19 protein-coding genes are annotated in these 20,717 nt (G+C 63.6%); 14 read left to right on the top strand and 5 right to left on the bottom strand.

From position 1 onward, the window contains the following. Nucleotides 1–94 precede the first annotated feature (94 nt). From ABE528_RS23430 to ABE528_RS23455, 6 genes are all read left to right on the top strand, one after another. Nucleotides 95–1,381, top strand: a complete 1,287-nt coding sequence (locus ABE528_RS23430; RefSeq protein WP_346654187.1) for an ABC transporter substrate-binding protein — start codon at nucleotides 95–97, stop codon at nucleotides 1,379–1,381. Between the two features lie 87 nt (nucleotides 1,382–1,468). After that, nucleotides 1,469–2,377: a sugar ABC transporter permease gene (locus ABE528_RS23435; protein WP_152958703.1), complete on the top strand. Its 909-nt coding sequence runs from the start codon at nucleotides 1,469–1,471 to the stop codon at nucleotides 2,375–2,377. Further along, a complete protein-coding gene (locus ABE528_RS23440; protein WP_152958701.1) occupies nucleotides 2,370–3,215 on the top strand; it encodes a carbohydrate ABC transporter permease in 846 nt (281 codons plus the stop codon). The genes ABE528_RS23435 and ABE528_RS23440 overlap by 8 nt, the downstream gene beginning before the upstream one ends. 3 nt (nucleotides 3,216–3,218) lie before the next feature. Then, on the top strand, nucleotides 3,219–4,370 hold the full coding sequence (ugpC, locus tag ABE528_RS23445) for a sn-glycerol-3-phosphate ABC transporter ATP-binding protein UgpC (protein WP_346654188.1): 1,152 nt from the start codon (nucleotides 3,219–3,221) through the stop codon (nucleotides 4,368–4,370). Between the two features lie 41 nt (nucleotides 4,371–4,411). Continuing rightward, on the top strand, nucleotides 4,412–5,755 hold the full coding sequence (locus ABE528_RS23450) for a carbohydrate porin (RefSeq protein ID WP_346654189.1): 1,344 nt from the start codon (nucleotides 4,412–4,414) through the stop codon (nucleotides 5,753–5,755). Nucleotides 5,756–5,872: 117 nt separating this feature from the next. Next, a complete protein-coding gene (locus ABE528_RS23455; RefSeq protein ID WP_346654190.1) occupies nucleotides 5,873–6,727 on the top strand; it encodes a D-hexose-6-phosphate mutarotase in 855 nt (284 codons plus the stop codon). Here ABE528_RS23455 and hexR read toward each other — a convergent pair. Continuing rightward, a complete protein-coding gene (gene hexR / locus ABE528_RS23460; RefSeq protein ID WP_177326722.1) occupies nucleotides 6,720–7,583 on the bottom strand; it encodes a DNA-binding transcriptional regulator HexR in 864 nt (287 codons plus the stop codon). The two genes, ABE528_RS23455 and hexR, sit on opposite strands and share 8 nt — an antisense overlap. A 211-nt stretch (nucleotides 7,584–7,794) precedes the next feature. Here hexR and zwf point away from each other — a divergent pair, with 211 nt between their 5' ends. From zwf to ABE528_RS23475, 3 genes are read left to right on the top strand one after another with little or no spacing between them, the layout of a single operon-like run. Further along, a complete protein-coding gene (zwf, locus tag ABE528_RS23465) occupies nucleotides 7,795–9,264 on the top strand; it encodes a glucose-6-phosphate dehydrogenase (protein WP_152958696.1) in 1,470 nt (489 codons plus the stop codon). Continuing rightward, the gene (pgl, locus tag ABE528_RS23470) at nucleotides 9,251–9,964 is read left to right on the top strand and encodes a 6-phosphogluconolactonase (RefSeq protein WP_346654191.1); all 714 of its coding nucleotides are present in this window, start codon (nucleotides 9,251–9,253) and stop codon (nucleotides 9,962–9,964) included. The genes zwf and pgl overlap by 14 nt, the downstream gene beginning before the upstream one ends. 17 nt (nucleotides 9,965–9,981) lie before the next feature. Beyond that, complete coding sequence (locus ABE528_RS23475) at nucleotides 9,982–10,662, top strand: bifunctional 4-hydroxy-2-oxoglutarate aldolase/2-dehydro-3-deoxy-phosphogluconate aldolase (protein WP_152958693.1); 681 nt, start codon at nucleotides 9,982–9,984, stop codon at nucleotides 10,660–10,662. Nucleotides 10,663–10,798: 136 nt separating this feature from the next. Here the strand turns inward: ABE528_RS23475 and leuA are convergent, their stop codons facing one another. Next, entirely contained in the window at nucleotides 10,799–12,472 is a 1,674-nt protein-coding gene (leuA, locus tag ABE528_RS23480) for a 2-isopropylmalate synthase (protein WP_152958357.1), read from the bottom strand. Between the two features lie 115 nt (nucleotides 12,473–12,587). Here leuA and ABE528_RS23485 point away from each other — a divergent pair, with 115 nt between their 5' ends. Next, nucleotides 12,588–12,743 (top strand): hypothetical protein, encoded by a 156-nt coding sequence (locus ABE528_RS23485; RefSeq protein ID WP_152958355.1) that lies wholly within the window; start codon nucleotides 12,588–12,590, stop codon nucleotides 12,741–12,743. Between the two features lie 49 nt (nucleotides 12,744–12,792). Here the strand turns inward: ABE528_RS23485 and ABE528_RS23490 are convergent, their stop codons facing one another. The 3 genes from ABE528_RS23490 to ABE528_RS23500 all read right to left on the bottom strand — a co-directional run bounded on the left by ABE528_RS23490 (nucleotide 12,793) and on the right by ABE528_RS23500 (nucleotide 15,990). Then, nucleotides 12,793–13,620 carry a peptidoglycan DD-metalloendopeptidase family protein gene (locus tag ABE528_RS23490; RefSeq protein ID WP_346654192.1) on the bottom strand — a complete coding sequence of 276 codons (828 nt, stop codon included), beginning with the start codon at nucleotides 13,618–13,620 and terminating at the stop codon, nucleotides 12,793–12,795. 3 nt (nucleotides 13,621–13,623) lie between these two features. Next, on the bottom strand, nucleotides 13,624–15,003 hold the full coding sequence (xseA, locus tag ABE528_RS23495) for an exodeoxyribonuclease VII large subunit (protein WP_346654193.1): 1,380 nt from the start codon (nucleotides 15,001–15,003) through the stop codon (nucleotides 13,624–13,626). A 108-nt stretch (nucleotides 15,004–15,111) separates the two neighbouring features. After that, nucleotides 15,112–15,990 carry a LysR substrate-binding domain-containing protein gene (locus ABE528_RS23500; RefSeq protein ID WP_346654194.1) on the bottom strand — a complete coding sequence of 293 codons (879 nt, stop codon included), beginning with the start codon at nucleotides 15,988–15,990 and terminating at the stop codon, nucleotides 15,112–15,114. Between the two features lie 97 nt (nucleotides 15,991–16,087). On the opposite strand from ABE528_RS23500, the gene ABE528_RS23505 reads away from it, so the two are divergent. From ABE528_RS23505 to guaA, 4 genes are all read left to right on the top strand, one after another. After that, nucleotides 16,088–16,843, top strand: coding sequence for a sulfite exporter TauE/SafE family protein (locus ABE528_RS23505; protein WP_346654195.1), 756 nt, complete (start codon nucleotides 16,088–16,090; stop codon nucleotides 16,841–16,843). Between the two features lie 46 nt (nucleotides 16,844–16,889). Continuing rightward, entirely contained in the window at nucleotides 16,890–17,447 is a 558-nt protein-coding gene (locus tag ABE528_RS23510; protein WP_152958348.1) for a sugar ABC transporter ATPase, read from the top strand. Between the two features lie 86 nt (nucleotides 17,448–17,533). Further along, a complete protein-coding gene (gene guaB, locus ABE528_RS23515; RefSeq protein WP_152958346.1) occupies nucleotides 17,534–19,003 on the top strand; it encodes an IMP dehydrogenase in 1,470 nt (489 codons plus the stop codon). A gap of 77 nt (nucleotides 19,004–19,080) precedes the next feature. After that, nucleotides 19,081–20,658 carry a glutamine-hydrolyzing GMP synthase gene (gene guaA, locus ABE528_RS23520; RefSeq protein WP_110637348.1) on the top strand — a complete coding sequence of 526 codons (1,578 nt, stop codon included), beginning with the start codon at nucleotides 19,081–19,083 and terminating at the stop codon, nucleotides 20,656–20,658. Nucleotides 20,659–20,717 lie beyond the last annotated feature (59 nt).

Below are 20,717 nucleotides of genomic sequence, written 5' to 3' on the forward strand. Positions count from 1 at the left end.
TCGCTTCGTTACCTGACGAGGCGGGCGCGCTGATTAGACTCCATGCAATGCAAGCGATCGACTTGCCCGGCATAACAACAAGAAAGGTACTCCGATGAATTCCACTCTCCGCCTCGCCGCCGCGATCTCCCTCGCCTCGCTCCTGCCGCTCAGTGCCTCCGCCGCCGAATCCAAAGGCAGCGTCGAAGTGGTGCACTGGTGGACCTCCGGGGGAGAAAAAGCCGCTGTCGATGTGCTCAAGGCCCAGGTCGAGAAGGATGGCTTCACCTGGAAGGACGGCGCCGTCGCAGGTGGCGGTGGTGCCACGGCCATGACCGTGCTCAAGAGCCGTGCGGTGGCGGGCAACCCGCCAGGCGTCGCGCAGATCAAGGGCCCGGACATCCAGGAGTGGGCTTCCACCGGGTTGCTTGATACCGAGGTGCTCAAGGACGTTGCCAAGGAAGAGAAGTGGGACGCGCTGCTCGACAAGAAGATCTCCGACACCGTGAAGTACGACGGTGACTATGTCGCGGTACCGGTCAACATCCACCGCATCAACTGGCTGTGGATCAACCCTGAAGTGTTCAAGAAGGCCGGCATCGACAAGGCGCCGACCACCCTCGACGAATTCTACGCTGCTGCCGACAAGCTCAAGGCTGCAGGCTTCATCCCGCTCGCCCATGGCGGCCAGCCCTGGCAGGACAGCACCGTGTTCGAGAGTGTGGTGCTGGCTGTGATGGGGCCTGAAGGTTACAAGAAAGCCATGGTCGACCTGGACGAAAAAGTGCTGACCGGCCCCGAGATGGTCAAGGCGCTCACCGAGCTGAAGAAGGTCGCCACCTACATGGATGCTGACGGCAAGGGGCAGGACTGGAATCTGGAGGCTGCCAAGGTCATCAATGGCAAGGCCGGCATGCAGATCATGGGTGACTGGGCCAAGAGCGAGTGGACCCTGGCGAACAAGACCGCCGGCAAGGATTACCAGTGTGTGCCGTTCCCCGGCACTGACAAAGCCTTCCTCTACAACATCGACTCGCTGGTGGTGTTCAAGCAGAAGGACAAGGGCACTGCTGCCGGCCAGCAGGACATTGCCCGCAAGGTCCTAGGCGAGGACTTCCAGAAGGTCTTCAGCATCAACAAGGGCTCGATCCCGGTGCGCAACGACATGCTGGCCGACATGGGCAAGTACGGCTTTGACGCCTGCGCCCAAACCTCCGCCAAGGACTTCCTCGCCGACGCCAAGACCGGCGGCCTGCAGCCGAGCATGGCGCACAACATGGCCACCACGCTGGCCGTGCAGGGCGCATTCTTCGATGTGGTGACCAACTACATCAACGACCCGAAGGCCGACCCGGCCGATGCGGCGAAGAAGCTTAGCGCTGCGGTAAAGGCCGCTAAGTAACCCCTCCCGAGACTGGCGAGATCCCTATGGGAGCGGGTAAACCCGCTCCCATAGGCGATGTGTTGACCCTCATGCAGGTGTGCAATCATGACAATAGCAACCGCCCAACTGCGGGCCTCCCCCGTGGACGCGCTGCAGCGCTGGCTACCGAAACTGGTGCTGGCGCCAAGCATGTTCATCGTCCTGGTGGGCTTCTATGGCTACATCCTGTGGACTTTCGTCCTCTCCTTCACCACCTCGACCTTCCTGCCGACCTACAAGTGGGCGGGCCTGGCGCAATACGCCCGGCTGTTCGACAACGACCGCTGGTGGGTGGCGAGCAAGAACCTGATGCTGTTCGGTGGCCTGTTCATCGCCATCAGCCTGGCCATCGGCGTGCTGCTGGCCGTGCTGCTGGACCAGCGCATCCGCCGCGAAGGCTTCATCCGGACCATTTACCTGTACCCCATGGCGCTGTCGATGATCGTCACCGGCACCGCCTGGAAGTGGCTGCTAAACCCCGGCATGGGCCTGGACAAGCTGCTGCGTGACTGGGGCTGGGAGGGCTTTCGCCTGGACTGGCTGATCGACCCTGACCGGGTGGTGTACTGCCTGGTGATCGCCGCCGTGTGGCAGGCCTCGGGCTTCATCATGGCGATGTTCCTCGCCGGCCTGCGCGGGGTCGACCAGTCGATCATCCGCGCCGCACAGATCGACGGTGCCAGCCTGCCGCGGATCTACTGGACCGTGGTGCTGCCCAGCCTGCGCCCGGTGTTCTTCAGCTCGCTGATGATCCTCGCGCACATCGCCATCAAGAGCTTCGACCTGGTGGCGGCCATGACGGCCGGTGGCCCGGGCTACTCCTCCGACCTGCCAGCGATGTTCATGTACTCCTTCACCTTCAGCCGTGGCCAGATGGGCATGGGCTCGGCCAGCGCCATCCTGATGCTCGGGGCGATCCTGGCGATTCTCGTGCCGTACCTGTACTCGGAACTGCGGAGCAAGCGCCATGCATAGTCCTTCGGATAAACCAGCGCTGAGCCTGAGCCGCATCGCCATCCATGCCGTGCTGCTGATCGCCGTGCTGCTCTACCTGGTGCCGCTGGTGGTGATGCTGCTGACCAGCTTCAAGTCCCCGGAAGACATCAGTACCGGCAACCTGCTGAGCTGGCCCGCCGTGATCACCGGCATCGGCTGGGTCAAGGCCTGGGGCACGGTCAGTGGTTACTTCTGGAACTCGATCATGATCACCGTGCCAGCGGTGCTGATCTCTACCACCATCGGTGCGCTGAATGGCTATGTGCTGTCGATGTGGCGCTTTCGCGGCTCGCAGCTGTTCTTCGGCCTGCTGCTGTTCGGCTGCTTCCTGCCGTTCCAGACCGTGCTGCTGCCAGCGTCGTTCACCCTCGGCAAGCTGGGCCTGGCCAGCACCACGACCGGCCTGGTGCTGGTGCACGTGGTCTACGGCCTGGCCTTCACCACGCTGTTCTTTCGCAACTTCTACGTGAGCATCCCCGATGCCTTGGTCAAGGCCGCGCGCCTGGACGGTGCCGGCTTCTTCACCATCTTCCGCCGCATCATCCTGCCGATGTCGACGCCGATCATCATGGTCTGCCTGATCTGGCAGTTCACCCAGATCTGGAACGACTTCCTGTTCGGCGTGGTGTTCTCCAGCGGCGACTCGCAACCGATCACAGTGGCCCTGAACAACCTGGTCAACACCAGCACCGGGGCCAAGGAATACAACGTCGACATGGCGGCGGCGATGATTGCCGGCCTGCCAACCCTGCTGGTCTACGTGGTGGCAGGCAAATATTTCGTCCGCGGGCTCACGGCCGGCGCGGTCAAGGGGTAAGTCATGGCAACGCTTGAACTTCGCAATGTGAACAAGACCTACGGCAGCGGCCTGCCAGACACGCTCAAGGACATCCAGCTGTCGATCAAGGATGGTGAGTTCCTGATCCTGGTCGGCCCCTCGGGCTGCGGCAAGTCGACCCTGATGAACTGCATCGCGGGCCTGGAGAACATTACCGGCGGCGCGATCCTCATCGATGACCAGGACGTCAGCGGCATGAGCCCCAAGGACCGCGACATTGCCATGGTGTTCCAGTCCTACGCGCTGTACCCGACCATGAACGTGCGAGAGAACATCGAATTCGGCCTGAAAATCCGCAAGATGCCGCAGGCGGCCATCGACGAGGAGGTGGCGCGGGTGGCCAAGCTGCTGCAGATCGAGCACCTGCTCGCACGCAAGCCGGCGCAGCTGTCCGGTGGCCAGCAACAGCGTGTGGCCATGGGCCGGGCATTGGCGCGGCGGCCAAAGATCTACCTGTTCGACGAACCGCTGTCCAACCTCGATGCCAAGTTGCGGGTCGAGATGCGCACTGAAATGAAACTGATGCACCAGCGCCTGAAGACCACCACGGTGTATGTCACCCACGACCAGATCGAGGCCATGACCCTGGGCGACAAGGTGGCGGTGATGAAGGACGGCATCATCCAGCAGTTCGGCACGCCGCAGCAGATCTACAACGACCCGGCCAACCAGTTCGTCGCCAGCTTCATCGGTTCGCCACCGATGAACTTCATTCCAGTACGCCTGGCCAAGCAGGACGGGCGCCTGTTGGCGCTGCTCGACAGCGGCCAGGCACGTTGCGAACTGCCGTTGGGGCCGGCCAGTGATGACCTCGAAGGTCGCGAGATCATCCTCGGCATCCGCCCGGAGCAAATCGCCCTGGGCGCAGGCGAGGGCAACGGCCTGCCGGGTATCCGCGCTGAAGTGCAGGTGACCGAGCCCACCGGGCCGGACTTGCTGGTCTTCGTCACCCTCAACCAGACCAAGGTGTGTTGCCGCCTGGCGCCGGACATCGCCTGTCGGGTAGGCGACAGCCTGAACCTGCAGTTCGACCCGGCAAGGGTACTGCTGTTCGACGCCGACAGCGGCGAACGTTTGCACCTGGCCAGCAGCAATGCCGTAAAGGACAACGTGGCTCACTTCAAGGGCCGCTAACTCGTCTACACCATCAATAAGAAAAAAGAGGACGCAAAGGGATGGAACAGCGCAATCGCATCAGGACCTTGGGTTCACTGGCCCTGCTCGCCGTGGTCGGCAGCAGTGGCGTGCAGGCTGCCGAGGCCTTTTCCAGCGAGTCGAAATGGATGACCGGCGACTGGGGTGGCACCCGCACCGAGCTGCTGGACAAGGGCTACGACTTCACCCTCGACTATGTTGGCGAGGTGGCCGGCAACCTGCACGGCGGCTACAACGACGACAAGACCGCACGCTACAGCGACCAGTTTGCCCTTGGCGCGCACCTGGACCTGCAGAAGATCCTCGGTTGGCACGATGCCGAGTTCAAGCTGGCGATCACCGAGCGCAGTGGCCGCAACCTGTCCAACGACCGCATCAGCGACCCGCGCGCCGGGCAGTTCAGTTCGGTGCAGGAAGTGTGGGGCCGCGGGCAGACCTGGCGCCTGACGCAGATGTGGGTGAAGCAGAAGTACTTCGATGGCGCACTGGACGTGAAAGTCGGCCGCTTTGGTGAGGGCGAGGACTTCAACAGCTTCCCCTGCGACTTCCAGAACCTGGCCTTCTGCGGCTCGCAGGTGGGCAACTGGGTCGGCGGCATCTGGTACAACTGGCCGGTCAGCCAGTGGGCACTGCGGGTCAAGTACAACATCACCCCGGAATTCTTCGTACAAGTCGGAGCCTACGAGCAGAACCCGTCGAACCTGGAGACCGGCAACGGCTTCAAGCTCAGTGGCAGCGGCACAAAAGGCGCGATCCTGCCGGTCGAGATGGTCTGGTCGCCCAAGGTCAATGACCTGCCAGGTGAATACCGCCTGGGTTACTACTACAGCACGGCCAAGGCCGATGATGTGTTCGAAGACGTCAACGGCAACCCGCAGGCGGTCACCGGCGAAGCCTTCAAGTCGCATTCGAGCAAACACGGCTGGTGGGTGGTAGCGCAGCAGCAGGTTACTGCGCATGCTGGCGACATCAATCGCGGCCTGAGCCTGTTCGCCAACTTCACCGTGCACGACAAGGCCACCAACGTGGTCGACAACTACCAGCAGGTCGGCCTGGTCTACAAAGGTGCCTTCGACGCCCGGCCCAAGGACGACATCGGCTTTGGCGTAGCGCGCATCCACGTAAACGATGACGTGAAGAAGCGCGCCGAACTGCTCAATGCCCAGAGCGGGATCGACGACTACGACAACCCAGGTTTCGTGCCGCTGCAGCGCACCGAATACAACGCCGAGCTCTATTACGGCTTCCACGTCACCAACTGGCTGACCGTGCGGCCCAACCTGCAGTACATCAAGAGCCCAGGCGGTGTTGACGAAGTGGATAACGCGCTGGTCGCAGGTTTGAAGATTCAGTCGTCTTTCTAAGCCTACTTGTTGTAAATTTACGCCAATCCAACTTCGGCTCCCGGCACCCACTGGCTTGCAGTGGTTGTCGGGGATAGGCCGAGACAGCGCTATCTCAAACAACAAGAGCTTGGAACCATGCCCGAACATCCGCTACATCGCTTCTTTTCCTCGCAGCGGCCCCGGCCGATATTCGAGTGGGAGCGTTACCAGCAGCGCGATGTGCTGATCATCGACCATCCCCGTTGCCAGGCGGTGTTCAGCCGCCAGGGCGCGCAACTGCTGCACTTCCAGCCGGCCGGTGAGCGGCCGTGGCTGTGGTGCGCCGAGCAATGGCCGCAAGTGGGCGCCATACGCGGTGGTGTGCCGGTGTGCTGGCCCTGGTATGGCCGCCACCCCAGCGAAGACCTGTGGCCGGCCCATGGCTGGGCGCGCTTGCTGGACTGGAAGCTGGTGGACAGTCGCGAAGACGAGGAGGGCGTCAGCCTGAAGTGGCGGCTGGACCTGTGCGACTGGCAGGTAGACCTGCACGCCAGGCTTGGCAGCCGTATGGAACTGAGCCTGAGCACCGAGCACCAGGACAGCGAACCTTGCCAGCTGAGCCATGCGCTGCTGGCCTACTGGCGTATCAGTGACGTGTCCGAGATAGCGCTGTCTGGGCTTGAGGATATTGAAGGCTATGACCGCCTGAGCCGCCAGGCCTGCCGTGAAGACGGCGCGCTCAAGCTCAAGGGCGGCTGCCAGAAGGTCTACCCGGGCACGCCACGGGTGCAGTTGCAGGACCCGGCCTGGGAGCGGGAGCTGTGCATCGACACCGGTGACAGCGATGACACCGTGGTCTGGCACCCCGGCAATCGGCCGCTGATGGGCGTCAGTGGCCGTGAGTGCCAGGGCTTCGTCTGTGTCGAGGCGGCCAGTGGCAGTGGCGAGGGCCTGAGCCTGGCGCCGGGGCAGCGCGCGCACTTGCGGTTGCAGGCGCACCGGCTCAGTTGAGTTCGTCGTCCTCGATGGGGTAGCGGCTGGCGTTGAGGCTTTCCTTGATCTTGCGCAGGTGCGGCTGGAAGTCCACGCCGCGGCGCAGGGTCATGCCGGTGGCCAGCACGTCGAGCACAGTCAGCTGGATGATCCGCGAGGTCATCGGCATGTAGATGTCGGTGTCCTCCGGCAGCGGAATGTGCAGGCTCAGGCTGCAGGCCTGGGCCAACGGCGAGCCGGCAGCCGTCAGGCCGAGCACCGAGGCGCCGTTTTCCCGGGCCAGGCGTGCCACTTCGACCAGTTCGCGGGTGCGCCCGGTGTAGGAGATGATCACGAACAGGTCGCCGGTGTGTGCCACCGAGGCCAGCATGCGTTGCATCAGCACATCGGCATGGGCCGATACCGCGAGGTTGAAGCGGAAGAACTTGTGCTGGGCATCGAGGGCCACCGGCGCCGAGGCGCCGAGGCCGAAGAAGTGGATCTGCCTGGCCTGGATCATCATGTCCACGGCGCGGCTGACCTGTTGCGGGTCCAGTTGCTGGCAGGCGCTGTCGAGCGAGGCGATGGCGCTGCCGAAAATCTTCTGGGTGTAGGCTGCCGGGTCGTCGTCGGCTTCCACCGCGCGGCTCACATAAGCTGCGCCGCTGGCCAGGCTCTGCGCCAGTTGCAGCTTGAGCTCCGGGTAGCCGCTGACACCGAACGAACGGCAGAAGCGGTTGACGGTCGGTTCGCTGACCTTGGCTGCCTGGGCCAGCGCAGCGATGCTGAAGCGGGTGGCTTGTTGCGGGTTGAGCAGGATGACTTCGGCGACTTTGCGTTCGGCCTTGTTCAGCTCGTCGAGGCGTCCCTGGATCTGTTCCAGGAGGTTTCGCACGCGGTCCATGGGTGTGTCCTTGGGTCGGGAAGACAGCCGGCTGTGGGAGCAGCAGGCTTTTTGCACGGTCGTCTATCGTACTGTCGGTGCGGTTGACGTACCACTTGTCTGTAATGCTTGTGTGTAATGTTGTGGTTTTTACTACATTATCCCTTGAAAACCGTGTGTGAAAGCGGTATTCCTAGACCAACTTTAGGAAAGAACCAACATCATGGCTGCGATCAGTGTCGAACCTTGCACCTTTGCCCTGTTTGGCGCCCTTGGCGACCTGGCATTGCGCAAGCTGTTTCCCGCGCTCTATCAGCTCGACCGTGCCAACCTCCTGCACGCGGACACCCGCCTGCTGGCGCTGGCGCGCGAGGCCGGCAGCGCCGAGGATCACCTGAACACCATCGAAACGCACCTGCGCCGGCATGTGGCCGAGGCTGAAATCGAGCCCGCCGCGTTGGGGCGTTTCCTTGGCCGCCTGCGCTACCAGCACCTCGACTTCCTCCAGCCCGAGGGTTACCAGGCCCTGGCCGAACAGTTGACCGGCGAACAGCCGCTGATCGCTTACTTCGCCACCGCGGCGGCCGTCTACGGCGCCATCTGCGAGAACCTCGACAAGGCTGGCCTGGTGGCGCGCACCCGGGTGGTGCTGGAAAAGCCCATCGGCCATGACCTGGAGTCGTCACGGCGGGTCAACGATGCCGTGGCGCGTTTCTTCCCGGAAAGCCGGGTCTATCGCATCGACCACTACCTGGGCAAGGAGACGGTGCAAAACCTGATCGCCCTGCGTTTTGCCAACAGCCTGTTCGAAACCCAGTGGAACCAGAATTCCATCTCCCACGTGGAGATCACCGTGGCGGAGAAGGTCGGCATCGAGGGCCGCTGGGGCTACTTCGACAAGGCCGGCCAACTGCGCGACATGATCCAGAACCACTTGCTGCAGCTGCTCTGCCTGATCGCCATGGACCCGCCCAGCGATCTGTCGGCCGACAGTATTCGTGATGAGAAGGTCAAGGTGCTCAAGGCACTGGCACCGATCACCGGCGAAGGTTTGAGCACTCGCGTGGTGCGCGGCCAGTACATCGCCGGCTACAGCGATGGCAAGCCGGTACCTGGCTACCTGGAAGAAGACAATTCCAACGCCCAGAGCGACACCGAAACCTTCGTCGCCCTGCGCGCCGACATCCGCAACTGGCGCTGGTCGGGTGTGCCGTTCTACCTGCGCACCGGCAAGCGCATGCCGCAAAAGCTGTCGCAGATCGTCATCCACTTCAAGGAAACGCCGCACTACATCTTCGCCCCGGAACAGCGTTTGCAGATCGGTAACAAGCTGATCATCCGCCTGCAACCGGACGAAGGCATATCCTTGCGGGTGATGACCAAGGAGCAGGGCCTGGACAAGGGCATGCAACTGCGCAGTGGCCCGTTGCAGCTGAATTTTTCCGACACCTGGCGCAGTGCGCGGATTCCGGATGCCTACGAGCGCTTGTTGCTCGAAGTGATGCGCGGCAACCAGAACCTGTTCGTGCGCAAGGACGAGATCGAGTACGCCTGGAAGTGGTGTGACCAGTTGATCGCTGGCTGGCGTAACGCGGGCGATGCGCCCAAGCCTTACGCGGCCGGCTCCTGGGGGCCGATGAGCTCGATTGCATTGATCACGCGTGATGGGAGGGCGTGGTATGGCGATATCTGAACTGAAACTGCCAGAGGCCGTGCAGCTGCACGAGTTGGCGGATGCCAGGGCACTGGCCGCAACCCTGGCCCATGAGGTGGCGGAGCGCCTGCGTGCAGCCATTGCCGCCAAGGGCCAGGCCTGTGTGGTGCTGTCCGGTGGTCGTAGCCCGGTGCCGTTCCTCGAGAAGCTGGCTGGCGAACCGCTGGACTGGGCCAAGATTACCGTCAGCCTGGCCGACGAGCGCTGGGTGCCGGTGGAGCACGCCGACAGCAATGCCGGCTTGCTGGCCCGCCACTTGCTCAAGGGCGCTGCCGCCAAGGCTCGTTTCGTCGGGCTCTACCAGCAGGCCGGGAACCTCGACGCGGCCGCAGCCAGCGCCGACCAGGCCCTGGCAGAGCTGCCGCCGATCGATGTGCTGGTGTTGGGCATGGGGGACGATGGCCATACCGCCTCGCTGTTCCCCGGTAGCCCCCACCTTGCCGAAGGCCTGGACCCTGAAAACACGCGCCGTTGCCTGCCGATGCTGGCCCCGAGCGTGCCGCGCCAGCGTCTGTCGATGACGCGCTCGCTGCTGGCCAGCGCGGCATTCATCGCGCTGGCCGTGCAAGGCCCGGGCAAACTCGCTACCCTGCGCGCCGCGCTGGCGGGCAAAGACCTTTCCGAAATGCCGATTCGCGCCTTTCTTCACGACCCCCTGAGCATCTACTGGTGCCCATGAGCCAAGGATCCACTGTCATGACCACCCTTGAACGCCCACAGCCCAAGCTTTCGATGGCGGATAAAGCCACGCGGATCGATGCCATCTGCGAACAGGCGCGCATCCTGCCGGTAATCACCATCGCCCGTGAGGAAGACATTCTGCCATTGGCCGACGCCCTGGCTGCTGGCGGTATCCGCACCCTGGAAGTGACCTTGCGTTCGCAGCATGGCCTGAAGGCTATTCAGGTGCTGCGCGAGCAGCGCCCGGAGCTGTGCGTTGGCGCCGGTACTGTGCTCGATCGCAGCATGTTCGCGGCGGTGGAGGCCGCTGGCGCGCAGTTCGTCGTCACGCCGGGCATCACCCAGGACATTCTCGAAGCCGGTGTGGACAGTGAGATCCCGCTGTTGCCAGGCATCAGCACGCCGTCCGAAATCATGATGGGTTATGCCTTGGGCTACCGTCGCTTCAAACTGTTCCCGGCGGAAATCAGCGGTGGTGTGGCGGCGATCAAGGCCTTTGCCGGCCCGTTTGGCGATATCCGCTTCTGCCCGACTGGCGGCGTTAACCCGGCCAACGTGCGCAATTACATGGCGCTGCCGAACGTGATGTGCGTAGGTGGCACCTGGATGCTCGACAGCAGCTGGATCAAGAACGGCGACTGGGCGCGGATCGAGGCGTGCAGCGCCGAGGCGATGGCACTGCTGGACGCCAACTGAAACTGTTGTGTGCTTTACGGCTTATGGGGCGCTTGGTCGGCGCCCCTTTTTTTGCCTGATGCTTTTGTGTGGCCTGGACAGGCCAACAAAAAAGCCCGCATCAAAAGATGCGGGCTTTCGTCTATTACGGTAACGCTCAGGCCGCTTTGGCTTCCTGTTGGCTCAGCGAGCGGTTCAGTGCGCTGAACAGGGCCTTGAAGCTGGCCGTGGTGATGTTCTCATCGATACCTACGCCGTGCACTGGACGACCGCCAGCCACGCGCAACTCGATGTAGGCTGCTGCCTTGGCATTGGTACCGGCACCGATGGCGTGCTCGTTGTAGTCCATGATCTCCACCGATACCGGCAGGCCGGCGACCAGGGCTTCCAGGGCGCCGTTGCCCTTGCCGCGCCAGTGCAGGGTGGTTTCGCCTTCGCCGGCAACTTCCACTTCCACGGCACTGTTGCCGTTTTCTTCCTGCAGGCGGTGGCTGACCAGCGCATACGGGGCGTTGGCCTGGAGGTATTCCTTGTGCAGCAGGCTGTAGATCTGCTGGGCGGTCATTTCCAGGCCCAGGCGGTCGGTTTCACCCTGCACCACCTGGCTGAACTCGATCTGCATGCGGCGCGGCAGGCTGATGCCGTATTCCTGCTCGAGCAGGTAGGTGATGCCGCCTTTGCCCGACTGGCTGTTGACGCGGATCACCGCCTCGTAGCTGCGGCCGATGTCGGCCGGGTCGATCGGCAGGTACGGCACTTCCCACAGTTCGCCTTCCTGCTGCTTGGCGAAGCCCTTGCGGATGGCGTCCTGGTGCGAACCGGAGAACGCGGTGTGAACCAGGTCGCCGACGTACGGGTGGCGGGGGTGCACCGGCAGCTGGTTGCACTCTTCGACCACCTTGCGCACGCCGTCGATGTCGGAGAAGTCCAGCAGCGGGTCGATGCCCTGGGTGTAGAGGTTCAGTGCCAGGGTCACCAGGTCGACGTTACCGGTACGCTCGCCGTTGCCGAACAGGCAGCCTTCGGCGCGGTCGGCGCCGGCCATCAGGCCCAGCTCGGTAGCGGCGATGCCAGTGCCACGGTCGTTGTGGCAGTGCAGGCTGATGATCACGCTGTCGCGACGGCTGACGTTGCGGCAGAACCACTCGATCTGGTCGGCGTAGATGTTCGGCGTGGACACTTCCACAGTAGCCGGCAGGTTGAGGATGATCTTGTGCTCGGGGGTCGGGTTCCACACTTCGATGACCGCGTCACAGACTTCCTTGGCGAACTCCATTTCGGTGGCGCTGAAGGTTTCTGGCGAGTACTGGAAGGTCCACTGGGTTTCCGGCTGCTGGGCGGCATATTTGACGAACAGCTTGGCCGCGTTCACCGCGATGTCCTTCACGCCTTGCTTGTCCTGGTTGAAGACGATGCGGCGGAACGACGGGCTGGTGGCGTTGTACAGGTGGACGATGGCCTTCTTCGCCCCGCGCAGCGACTCGAAGGTGCGGGCGATCAGGTCTTCACGGGCCTGGGTCAGCACCTGGATGGTGGTGTCGTCCGGGATGTGGCCGTCTTCGATCAGGGTGCGCACGAAGTCGAAGTCGGTTTGCGAGGCCGACGGGAACGAGGCTTCGATTTCCTTCACACCCACCTGCACCAAGGTTTTCCAGAAGCGCAGCTTCTTCTCCGAGTCCATCGGCTCGATCAGCGACTGGTTGCCATCACGCAGGTCGGAGCTGCACCAGATCGGCGCTTCGGTGATGGTCTTCGACGGCCAGGTACGGTCAGGCAGGTCGATGGTCGGGAAAGCGCGGTATTTCTTCGATGGGTCTTTGAGCATGGTCATGGAAGCAATCCTTTTGTGTGCGGCCGAGATCGGGCCTGCCGAGCGATAACGAGATGAAGAGGCGAGGCGACGCGAATCAACCTGGTAGTCGGGCGCTGACCAGGCAAAGGCTGCGATGTTGTCGGAGCAGGATGAGGGTGCTGAAGGTTTTCATGCCCTCAACTTAACCAGTGGGGTGGGGGATGGCAAGCACTGGAAAAAAATTGATAGGAATGCTCAAAAAAAGCAAAATTGCGAGATTTTATCGCTGATATTTTTTGCGGGCCTTTGAAATGTTGCGCAGTATATTTCGACTGCGCAACATATGGACACCGCCGACCTCAGGGCTGGAATGCACCAATGAAGATCGCCGGATCCACCCGCGCATCGTTCAGGCTGACGTTCCAGTGCATGTGCGGCCCGGTGGCCCGCCCGGTCGAGCCCACGCGCCCGACCACCTCGCCGCGGCGCAGCTGCTGGCCAACCTGCACATCGATCTTCGACATGTGGCAGAACATGCTGATGAACCCTTGGCCATGGTCGACGAACACCGTGCGGCCATTGAAGAAGTAGTCACCCACCAGGATTACCTTGCCGTTGGCCGGTGTCTTGATCGGCGTTCCGGCCGGCACCGCAAAGTCCAGCCCGGCATGCGGGTTGCGCTCTTCGCCATTGAAGAAGCGGCGCACGCCGAACTTGCTCGACAGCGGCCCGCTGACGGGTTTGTCGAGGACCAGGTTGCTCGGCAGCACCGGGCTGAAACTGCGGTACGCCTTGGTCTGCTCGGTCAGTTCACGGTCGATGCGCTTGAGGTCGTCCGGGTTCGGGTTGACCTGGCGGGTGTTCTTCAGGGTGATGTGCTGCTCAGGGTACTTCTTGCTGCCGACACTGAAGGGCAGGCTGCGCCCGCCCTGGGTCAGCATGGCGGTGCCGGGCTTCTGGGTCAGCGGGATGCCGACGATGGCGAGCCAGCTGTCCTGCTCCTTGACCACCAGCACCGGCTTGCCGTCGAAGCGCGCGCTCGGCGCCGTGGCAGCCGGGCCGAGGTCGACCACCGCCACGCCACCCGGCACGGGCTTGTTCAGGGTGCGGGTGATGTAGCTGGCCTGGGCGCCTGCGGCCAGCAGCATGAGGGAGAGGGCGAGCAGGGGCGCGAACAGGCGGGGCATATGTCAGTCCAGAAGCGAGAGGGTGACCGGGGTCAGGTGATTGTCTTCGACGCGGACCTGCAGCTCGCCTTCATTCAGGCGGGCGGTCAGGCGCTGGCCATTGCGGGTCTGCTCGGCGCTGCGGATGGCCTGCCCATGCTCGTCGAGAAGGATGCTGTAGCCGCGCGCCAGGGTCGCCAGCGGGCTGACCACCTGCAGCGTCTGCAATTGTGCCTGGAAGCGCTGGCGGCGGTCTTTGAGTACCTCGCGCATGGCCCGTGGCAGGCGTACGGCGAGGCTGTCCAGGCGCTGCTCCAGCAATTTGAGGGTGCGCCCCGGGTGCTGCGCGGCCAGGCGCGTATCGAGGCGCGCGAGGCGCTCGCGGCGCTGGTTGAGGTTGAGCGTGAAGGCGCGGCGCAGGCGCATGTCCAGGTCATCCAGGCGTTGCGCTTGCTGGCGCAGGCGTTCGCCGGGATGGCGCAGCCGGCGGGTCAGCGACTCCAGGCGCAGGCGGTCGTGGGTCAGGCGGTTCTGCATGCGCAGTAGCAGGCGTCGCTGCAGGCCGTCGAGGCGCTGCTGCAGGCCGCTGTTGTCGGGCGCCAGCAGCTCGGCGGCGGCCGAAGGCGTAGGTGCACGCACGTCGGCGACAAAGTCGCTGATCGACACATCGGTCTCGTGGCCGACGGCACTGACGATGGGCGTGACGCAAGCGGCCACGGCACGCGCCACGGCTTCTTCGTTGAAGCACCAGAGGTCTTCCAGCGAGCCGCCACCACGGGCCAGGATCAGCGCGTCGAAGCCCTGCCGGTCAGCCTGCTGCAGGGCGCGGACGATCTGGTTGATCGCCTCGCGGCCCTGCACGGCGGTGGGAATCAGGTTCAGCTCGACCTGCGGCGCACGGCGGCCGAACACGCTGATGATGTCGCGGATCACCGCGCCAGTGGGCGAGGTGATGATGCCGATGCGTTGCGGATGGGCCGGCAGCGGCTTCTTGCGCTCGGCACTGAATAGCCCTTCAGCGCCGAGCTTCTCCTTCAGTGCCTCGAAGGCCAGGCGCAGGGCGCCATCGCCGGCCGGCTCGACGGTGTCGAGAATCAGTTGGTAGTCGCCACGCCCCTCGAACAGCGAAACCTTGCCGCGCACCCGCACCGCCAGGCCGTCGCGCAGGGCCTGGCGCACGCGGGTGGCGTTCTGCCGGAACAGCGCGCAACGCACCTGGGCGCCGCTGTCCTTGAGGGTGAAGTACATGTGGCCGGAGGCCGGGCGGGCGAGGTTGGAAATCTCGCCTTCCACCCAGACGCTGCGGAACACGTCTTCCAGCAGCACCCGGGCGCGGCCGTTGAGCTGGCTGACGGTGAGGACCTCGCGGTCCAGGCCGAGTCGTTCGAAAGGGTCTCTGATCATGGTGGGCATCATAAAGGACATCGGCCCCGGTTGTCTGTCTTGCCCCTGTTCTCAGGCATATCGCAGCCGCTCCAACAGAGGGCGCGCATCCACGCTTGGTCGGTGCCATCAACCCTGCATCGCCGTCACGAACTGCTGCAACATCTGCCCCGCATCGCGCCGGCAGGCCAGCGCCACGGTACTCTCGCATCCGCCCTCCAACGCGACGAAGCTGACCGACGCCGGGGCAATTTCACGCATGCACGCTGGCAACAGCGCCACTCCAAACCCGGCCTGGATCAACTGCAACTGCGTGGTCTTGCGCGACAGCACCTGCGCCGCCCGAGGGAAAAAGCCGGCCTCCATGCACAACGAGGCCGACAGGTAACTCAGCCCGCCACGGTCCCGGTGCGGAATGGAAATAAAACGCTCTTCACGCAACTGCTCAAGCTTCACCTGTGCAGCGTCAGCCAGTGGATGCCCAGCGGCAATCGCCAGCATCAATGGCTCGCTGAACAATTCATGCAGCACCACGGCTTCATGCTGGCGCAGCAACGGCAGGCGCAACAGGCCGATATCCAGCCGCCCGGCGGCGATATCTTCCAGTTGCGCCTCCGACGACTGCTGGGCGATCTCCAGCGCGATCCCCGCGTTGCCCCGCAGGTACCCGCCCAGGCGAGCCAGCAGCGGGCCGGTCAGTGGTACCGTGCTGGAGTGGTTCAGGCGCAGACTGCCTTGCAGCCCTTCACCAATGTCGCGGGTTACCCGTTCAGCCTGCGCCAGGTCGGCCAGCAAACGCCGCGCACGCTCCAGGAAGGCCTGGCCGGCCAGCGTCAGGCGCGGCAGGCGCGCGGTACGCTCGAACAGGGGTGTGCCCAGTTGCTGCTCTAGGTCCTTGATCTGTCGGCTCAGCGCCGACTGGGCGATGTACAGTCTTTCGGCGGCACCGCTGAAGCTGCCGCATTCGGCGATTTCCACGAAGTAACGTAACTGGCGGATCGACGTCATGTCATGCCTTTTCGAGATGGGTATGGCGTTAAAGGCATATTAGTCGGCATGGCTCATGGCTGGCTAACCTTTGCCTGTCTTCTGAGGAACTGCTGCCATGCTCGCCCAGCTGTCGTTTTCCGGCCTTGACTGGCTGCCCATCCTGCTCGGTGTCGGCGCTGCCTACATCGTTTTCGGCATCGCCGGCTTCGGCACTGCACTGGTAGCCGGCCCGGTACTGATCCATTTCATGCCCCTGTCGCGGATCATCCCGCTGCTGGTGCTGCTGGACTTCGTCGCTGCCTTCGGCAACCTGCTGCCGTCACGCCGCGACGTAGTGCGCGGCGAGTTGCTGCGCCTGTTGCCCTGCATGGCCGTGGGCTGCACCCTGGGCGTAGCGTTCCTGCTACACCTGAAGTCCGACCTGCTGCTGTTGCTGATGGGCCTGTTCGTCACCGCTTATGCGGTCTACGGCCTGGCGGTGAAGGTGCGTCCGGCCAAGTTGTCGGGCCTCTGGGCGGTCCCCATGGGCACGGTTGGCGGGCTGTTCGGCGCGTTGTTCGGCAGTGGCGGTTTCCTTTATGCGATCTACCTGAGCGCCCGGCTGGAGATAAAAGAGCAGGTGCGCGCGACCCAGAGCGCCCTGATCAGCTGCAGCACCCTCGTGCGCCTGTCACTGTTCCTGATTGCCGGCGTGTACGCCGACACCAGCCTGCTGCTGCTCGCCGCCTGCCTGCTGCCGGTGATGTTCATCGGCCTCTGGGCTGGCCGCCGGCTGACCCTGAAGCTGTCCCGCGAAGCCTTCGTGCGCCTGGTCACCTGGCTGGTGCTGGCCAGCGGCCTGGCGCTGATCGGTCGCTACCTGAGCGGCTGAGCTGTAGAATTGCAGGATTACCGCAGTCCGCAGGCCCGCTTCGTTCATGAACACCCAAAGCATCATCGTCCCCAAGCTGTCCACCGTACCCTCGCATGAAGCCCGTTCGCGGGCCATCCTGCGCTGGCTGGTGCGCGAGAAGATCGTTGAAGAACACCTGACCACCTGCGGGCGCACTGGCAACCGCATGGGCCATGCCTTGGCCGAAGGCGCGCGCAAGGTTGCCCTGCACCCTGAAAAGCTGCCGTTCGGCGAACAGGTCAATGGCCTGGAAGTGATGCTCAAGCGCTGCATCTATACACCGACCGAGGGTTTTCTTGAAGAAGCCGGTTGCCCGGAGTGCCGGCGCGAGGTCGGCGAGCCGCTGTTCGAGAGCCTGGAAGAGTGGATGCCGGCAGTGAGCGACAACTTCACCTGCCCGCTGTGCGGCCATGAAGACGACATCAATGGCTTCATTTACCTGCAGCCATGTGCCTTTTCCAACCTTGGGTTCATCTTCAACAACTGGGGCGAGGCCGGGTTCACCCAGGCCTTTCTCGACAGCTTCGCCGACTGGCTCGACCAGCCGGTGGCGGTGGTGCAGGTAAAACTGCCATCACGCTGACCGAAGGCCCTTATTTTGCATTGAGCGGCGCGCCGTGGATGAGTATAATGGCGCGCTTCCATTTTTCCCGCCCGGGAGCCCCCGCGATGCTGCGTATCAGCCAAGAAGCCCTGACCTTCGACGATATCCTCCTTGTACCTGGCTACTCCGAGGTACTGCCCAATGAAGTCAGTCTCAAGACCCGTTTGACTCGTGGCATCGAGCTGAACATTCCGCTGGTTTCCGCTGCCATGGATACCGTCACCGAAGCGCGCCTGGCCATTGCCATGGCCCAGGAAGGCGGCATCGGCATCATCCACAAGAACATGACCATCGAACAGCAGGCCGGCGAAGTGCGCAAGGTCAAGAAGTTCGAGGCTGGCGTGGTCAAGGACCCGATCACCATCGACGCCGACGCCACCGTGCGCGACCTGTTCGACCTGACCCGCCTGAACAACATCTCCGGCGTGCCGGTGCTGGCGAACGGCGACCTGGTCGGCATCGTCACCTCCCGTGACGTACGCTTCGAAAACCGTCTGGACGCCAAGGTCCGCGACGTGATGACGCCGAAAGAGCGTCTGGTCACTGTCCGCGAAGGCGCCAACAAGAACGAAGTCCGCGAGCTGCTGCACAAGCACCGCCTGGAAAAAGTCCTGATCGTTGACGACAAGTTCAACCTCAAGGGCATGATGACCGTCAAGGACATCGAAAAGGCCAAGGCCTACCCGCTGGCCAGCAAGGACGACCAGGGTCGCCTGCGCGTCGGCGCTGCGGTCGGCACCGGCAAGGACACCGGCGAGCGCGTTGCCGCCCTGGTAGCTGCCGGCGTTGACGTGGTGGTTGTCGACACCGCCCACGGCCACTCCAAAGGCGTTATCGACCGCGTTCGCTGGGTGAAGGAAACCTACCCGCAAGTGCAGGTGATCGGCGGCAACATCGCCACCGGCGCCGCGGCCAAGGCCCTGGCTGAAGCCGGCGCCGACGCCGTCAAGGTCGGTATCGGCCCAGGCTCGATCTGCACCACCCGTATCGTTGCCGGTGTCGGCGTGCCGCAGATCAGCGCCATCGCCAACGTCGCCGCTGCACTGGAAGGCACTGGCGTGCCACTGATCGCCGACGGCGGCATCCGTTTCTCGGGTGACCTGTCCAAGGCCATCGTTGCCGGCGCTTCCTGCGTGATGATGGGTTCGATGTTCGCCGGTACCGAAGAAGCACCGGGCGAAGTCGAGCTGTTCCAGGGCCGTTCCTACAAGGCCTACCGCGGCATGGGCTCGCTGGGTGCCATGGCACAGGCGCAAGGCTCGTCCGACCGTTACTTCCAGGACTCCTCGGCCGGTGCCGAGAAGCTGGTACCGGAAGGCATCGAAGGCCGTGTTCCTTACAAGGGCGCCCTGGCCGCGATCATCCACCAACTGATGGGCGGCCTGCGTTCGTCCATGGGCTACACCGGCAGCGCAACCATCGAAGAGATGCGCACCAAGCCGGAATTCGTGCGCATCACCGGTGCCGGCATGGCCGAGTCCCACGTGCATGACGTACAGATTACCAAAGAAGCCCCTAACTACCGCGTAGGCTGAGGCTTCAAGCAATAACCGAACGGGGCTGTCACGAACAGCCCCGCGTCGTTTCCGATTTCCACTGACGAGATTGAGTCATGGCCCTCGACATTCACGCTCACCGTATCCTCATCCTCGATTTCGGTTCCCAGTACACCCAGCTGATCGCCCGCCGCGTGCGCGAAATCGGCGTGTACTGCGAGCTGCACCCGTTCGACATGGACGATGAAGCGATCCGCGAATTCAACCCGCGCGGCATCATCCTCGCCGGCGGCCCCGAGTCGGTCCACGAAGCCAACAGCCCACGCGCCCCGCAGGCGGTGTTCGACCTGAACGTGCCGGTGCTGGGCATCTGCTACGGCATGCAGACCATGGCCGAGCAGATGGGCGGTAAGGTCGAAGGTTCCGACCTGCGCGAGTTCGGTTATGCCCGCGTCGACGTGGTCGGCAAGAGCCGCCTGCTCGACGGCATCGAAGACCACGTCGACGATGACGGCGTGCTGGGCCTGGACGTGTGGATGAGCCACGGCGACAAGGTCACCCAGATGCCGGGCAACTTCCACGTGCTGGCCAGCACCCCGAGCTGCCCGATCGCCGGCATGTTCGACGACAGCCGTGGCTACTACGGCGTGCAGTTCCACCCGGAAGTGACCCACACCAAGCAGGGCGGTCGCATCCTGTCCCGCTTCGTGCAGGACATCTGCGGCTGTGAAGCCCTGTGGACCCCGTCCAACATCGTTGAAGACGCCATCGCCCAGGTGCGTGAGCAAGTCGGCTCGGCCAACGTCCTGCTGGGCCTGTCCGGCGGCGTTGACAGCTCGGTGGTTGCCGCGCTGCTGCACCGTGCCATCGGCGACCAACTGACCTGCGTCTTCGTCGACAACGGCCTGCTGCGCCTGCACGAGGGCGACCAGGTGATGGCCATGTTCAAGGAGAACATGGGCGTCAAGGTGATTCGCGCCGACGCTGAAAAGCAGTTCCTCGACAACCTGGAAGGCGAAGCCGACCCGGAGAAGAAGCGCAAGATCATCGGCCGCACCTTCATCGACGTGTTCGATGCCGAAGCCAGCAAGCTGGACAACATCCAGTTCCTCGCCCAGGGCACCATCTACCCGGACGTGATCGAGTCGGCTGGCGCCAAGAGCGGCAAGGCCCACGTGATCAAGTCGCACCACAACGTCGGTGGCCTGCCGGAGGAAATGAACCTCAAGCTGGTCGAGCCGCTGCGTGAACTGTTCAAGGACGAAGTGCGCAAGATCGGCCTGGAGCTGGGCCTGCCGTACGACATGGTCTACCGCCACCCGTTCCCGGGCCCGGGCCTGGGCGTGCGCATCCTCGGTGAAGTGAAGAAGGAATACGCCGACATCCTGCGTCGCGCCGACCACATCTTCATCGAAGAACTGCGCAAGGCCGACTGGTACCACAAGACCAGCCAGGCATTCGTGGTGTTCCAGCCGGTCAAGTCGGTCGGCGTCGTTGGCGACGGCCGTCGCTACGCCTGGGTCGTGGCCCTGCGTGCCGTCGAGACCGTGGACTTCATGACCGCGCGCTGGGCACACCTGCCGTACGAGCTGCTGGAAACCGTCAGCGGCCGTATCATCAACGAAATCGACGGTATCTCGCGCGTTACTTACGACGTGTCGAGCAAGCCGCCGGCCACTATCGAGTGGGAATGAGTTGAGCCACAGGGGCGCCGCAAGGCGCCCTTGTTGTATCTGCCGCCAGCGCAGGCGAA

The sequence above is a fragment of the Pseudomonas sp. TWI628 genome, assembly GCF_039673865.1.
Classification (GTDB): Bacteria; Pseudomonadota; Gammaproteobacteria; order Pseudomonadales; family Pseudomonadaceae; genus Aquipseudomonas.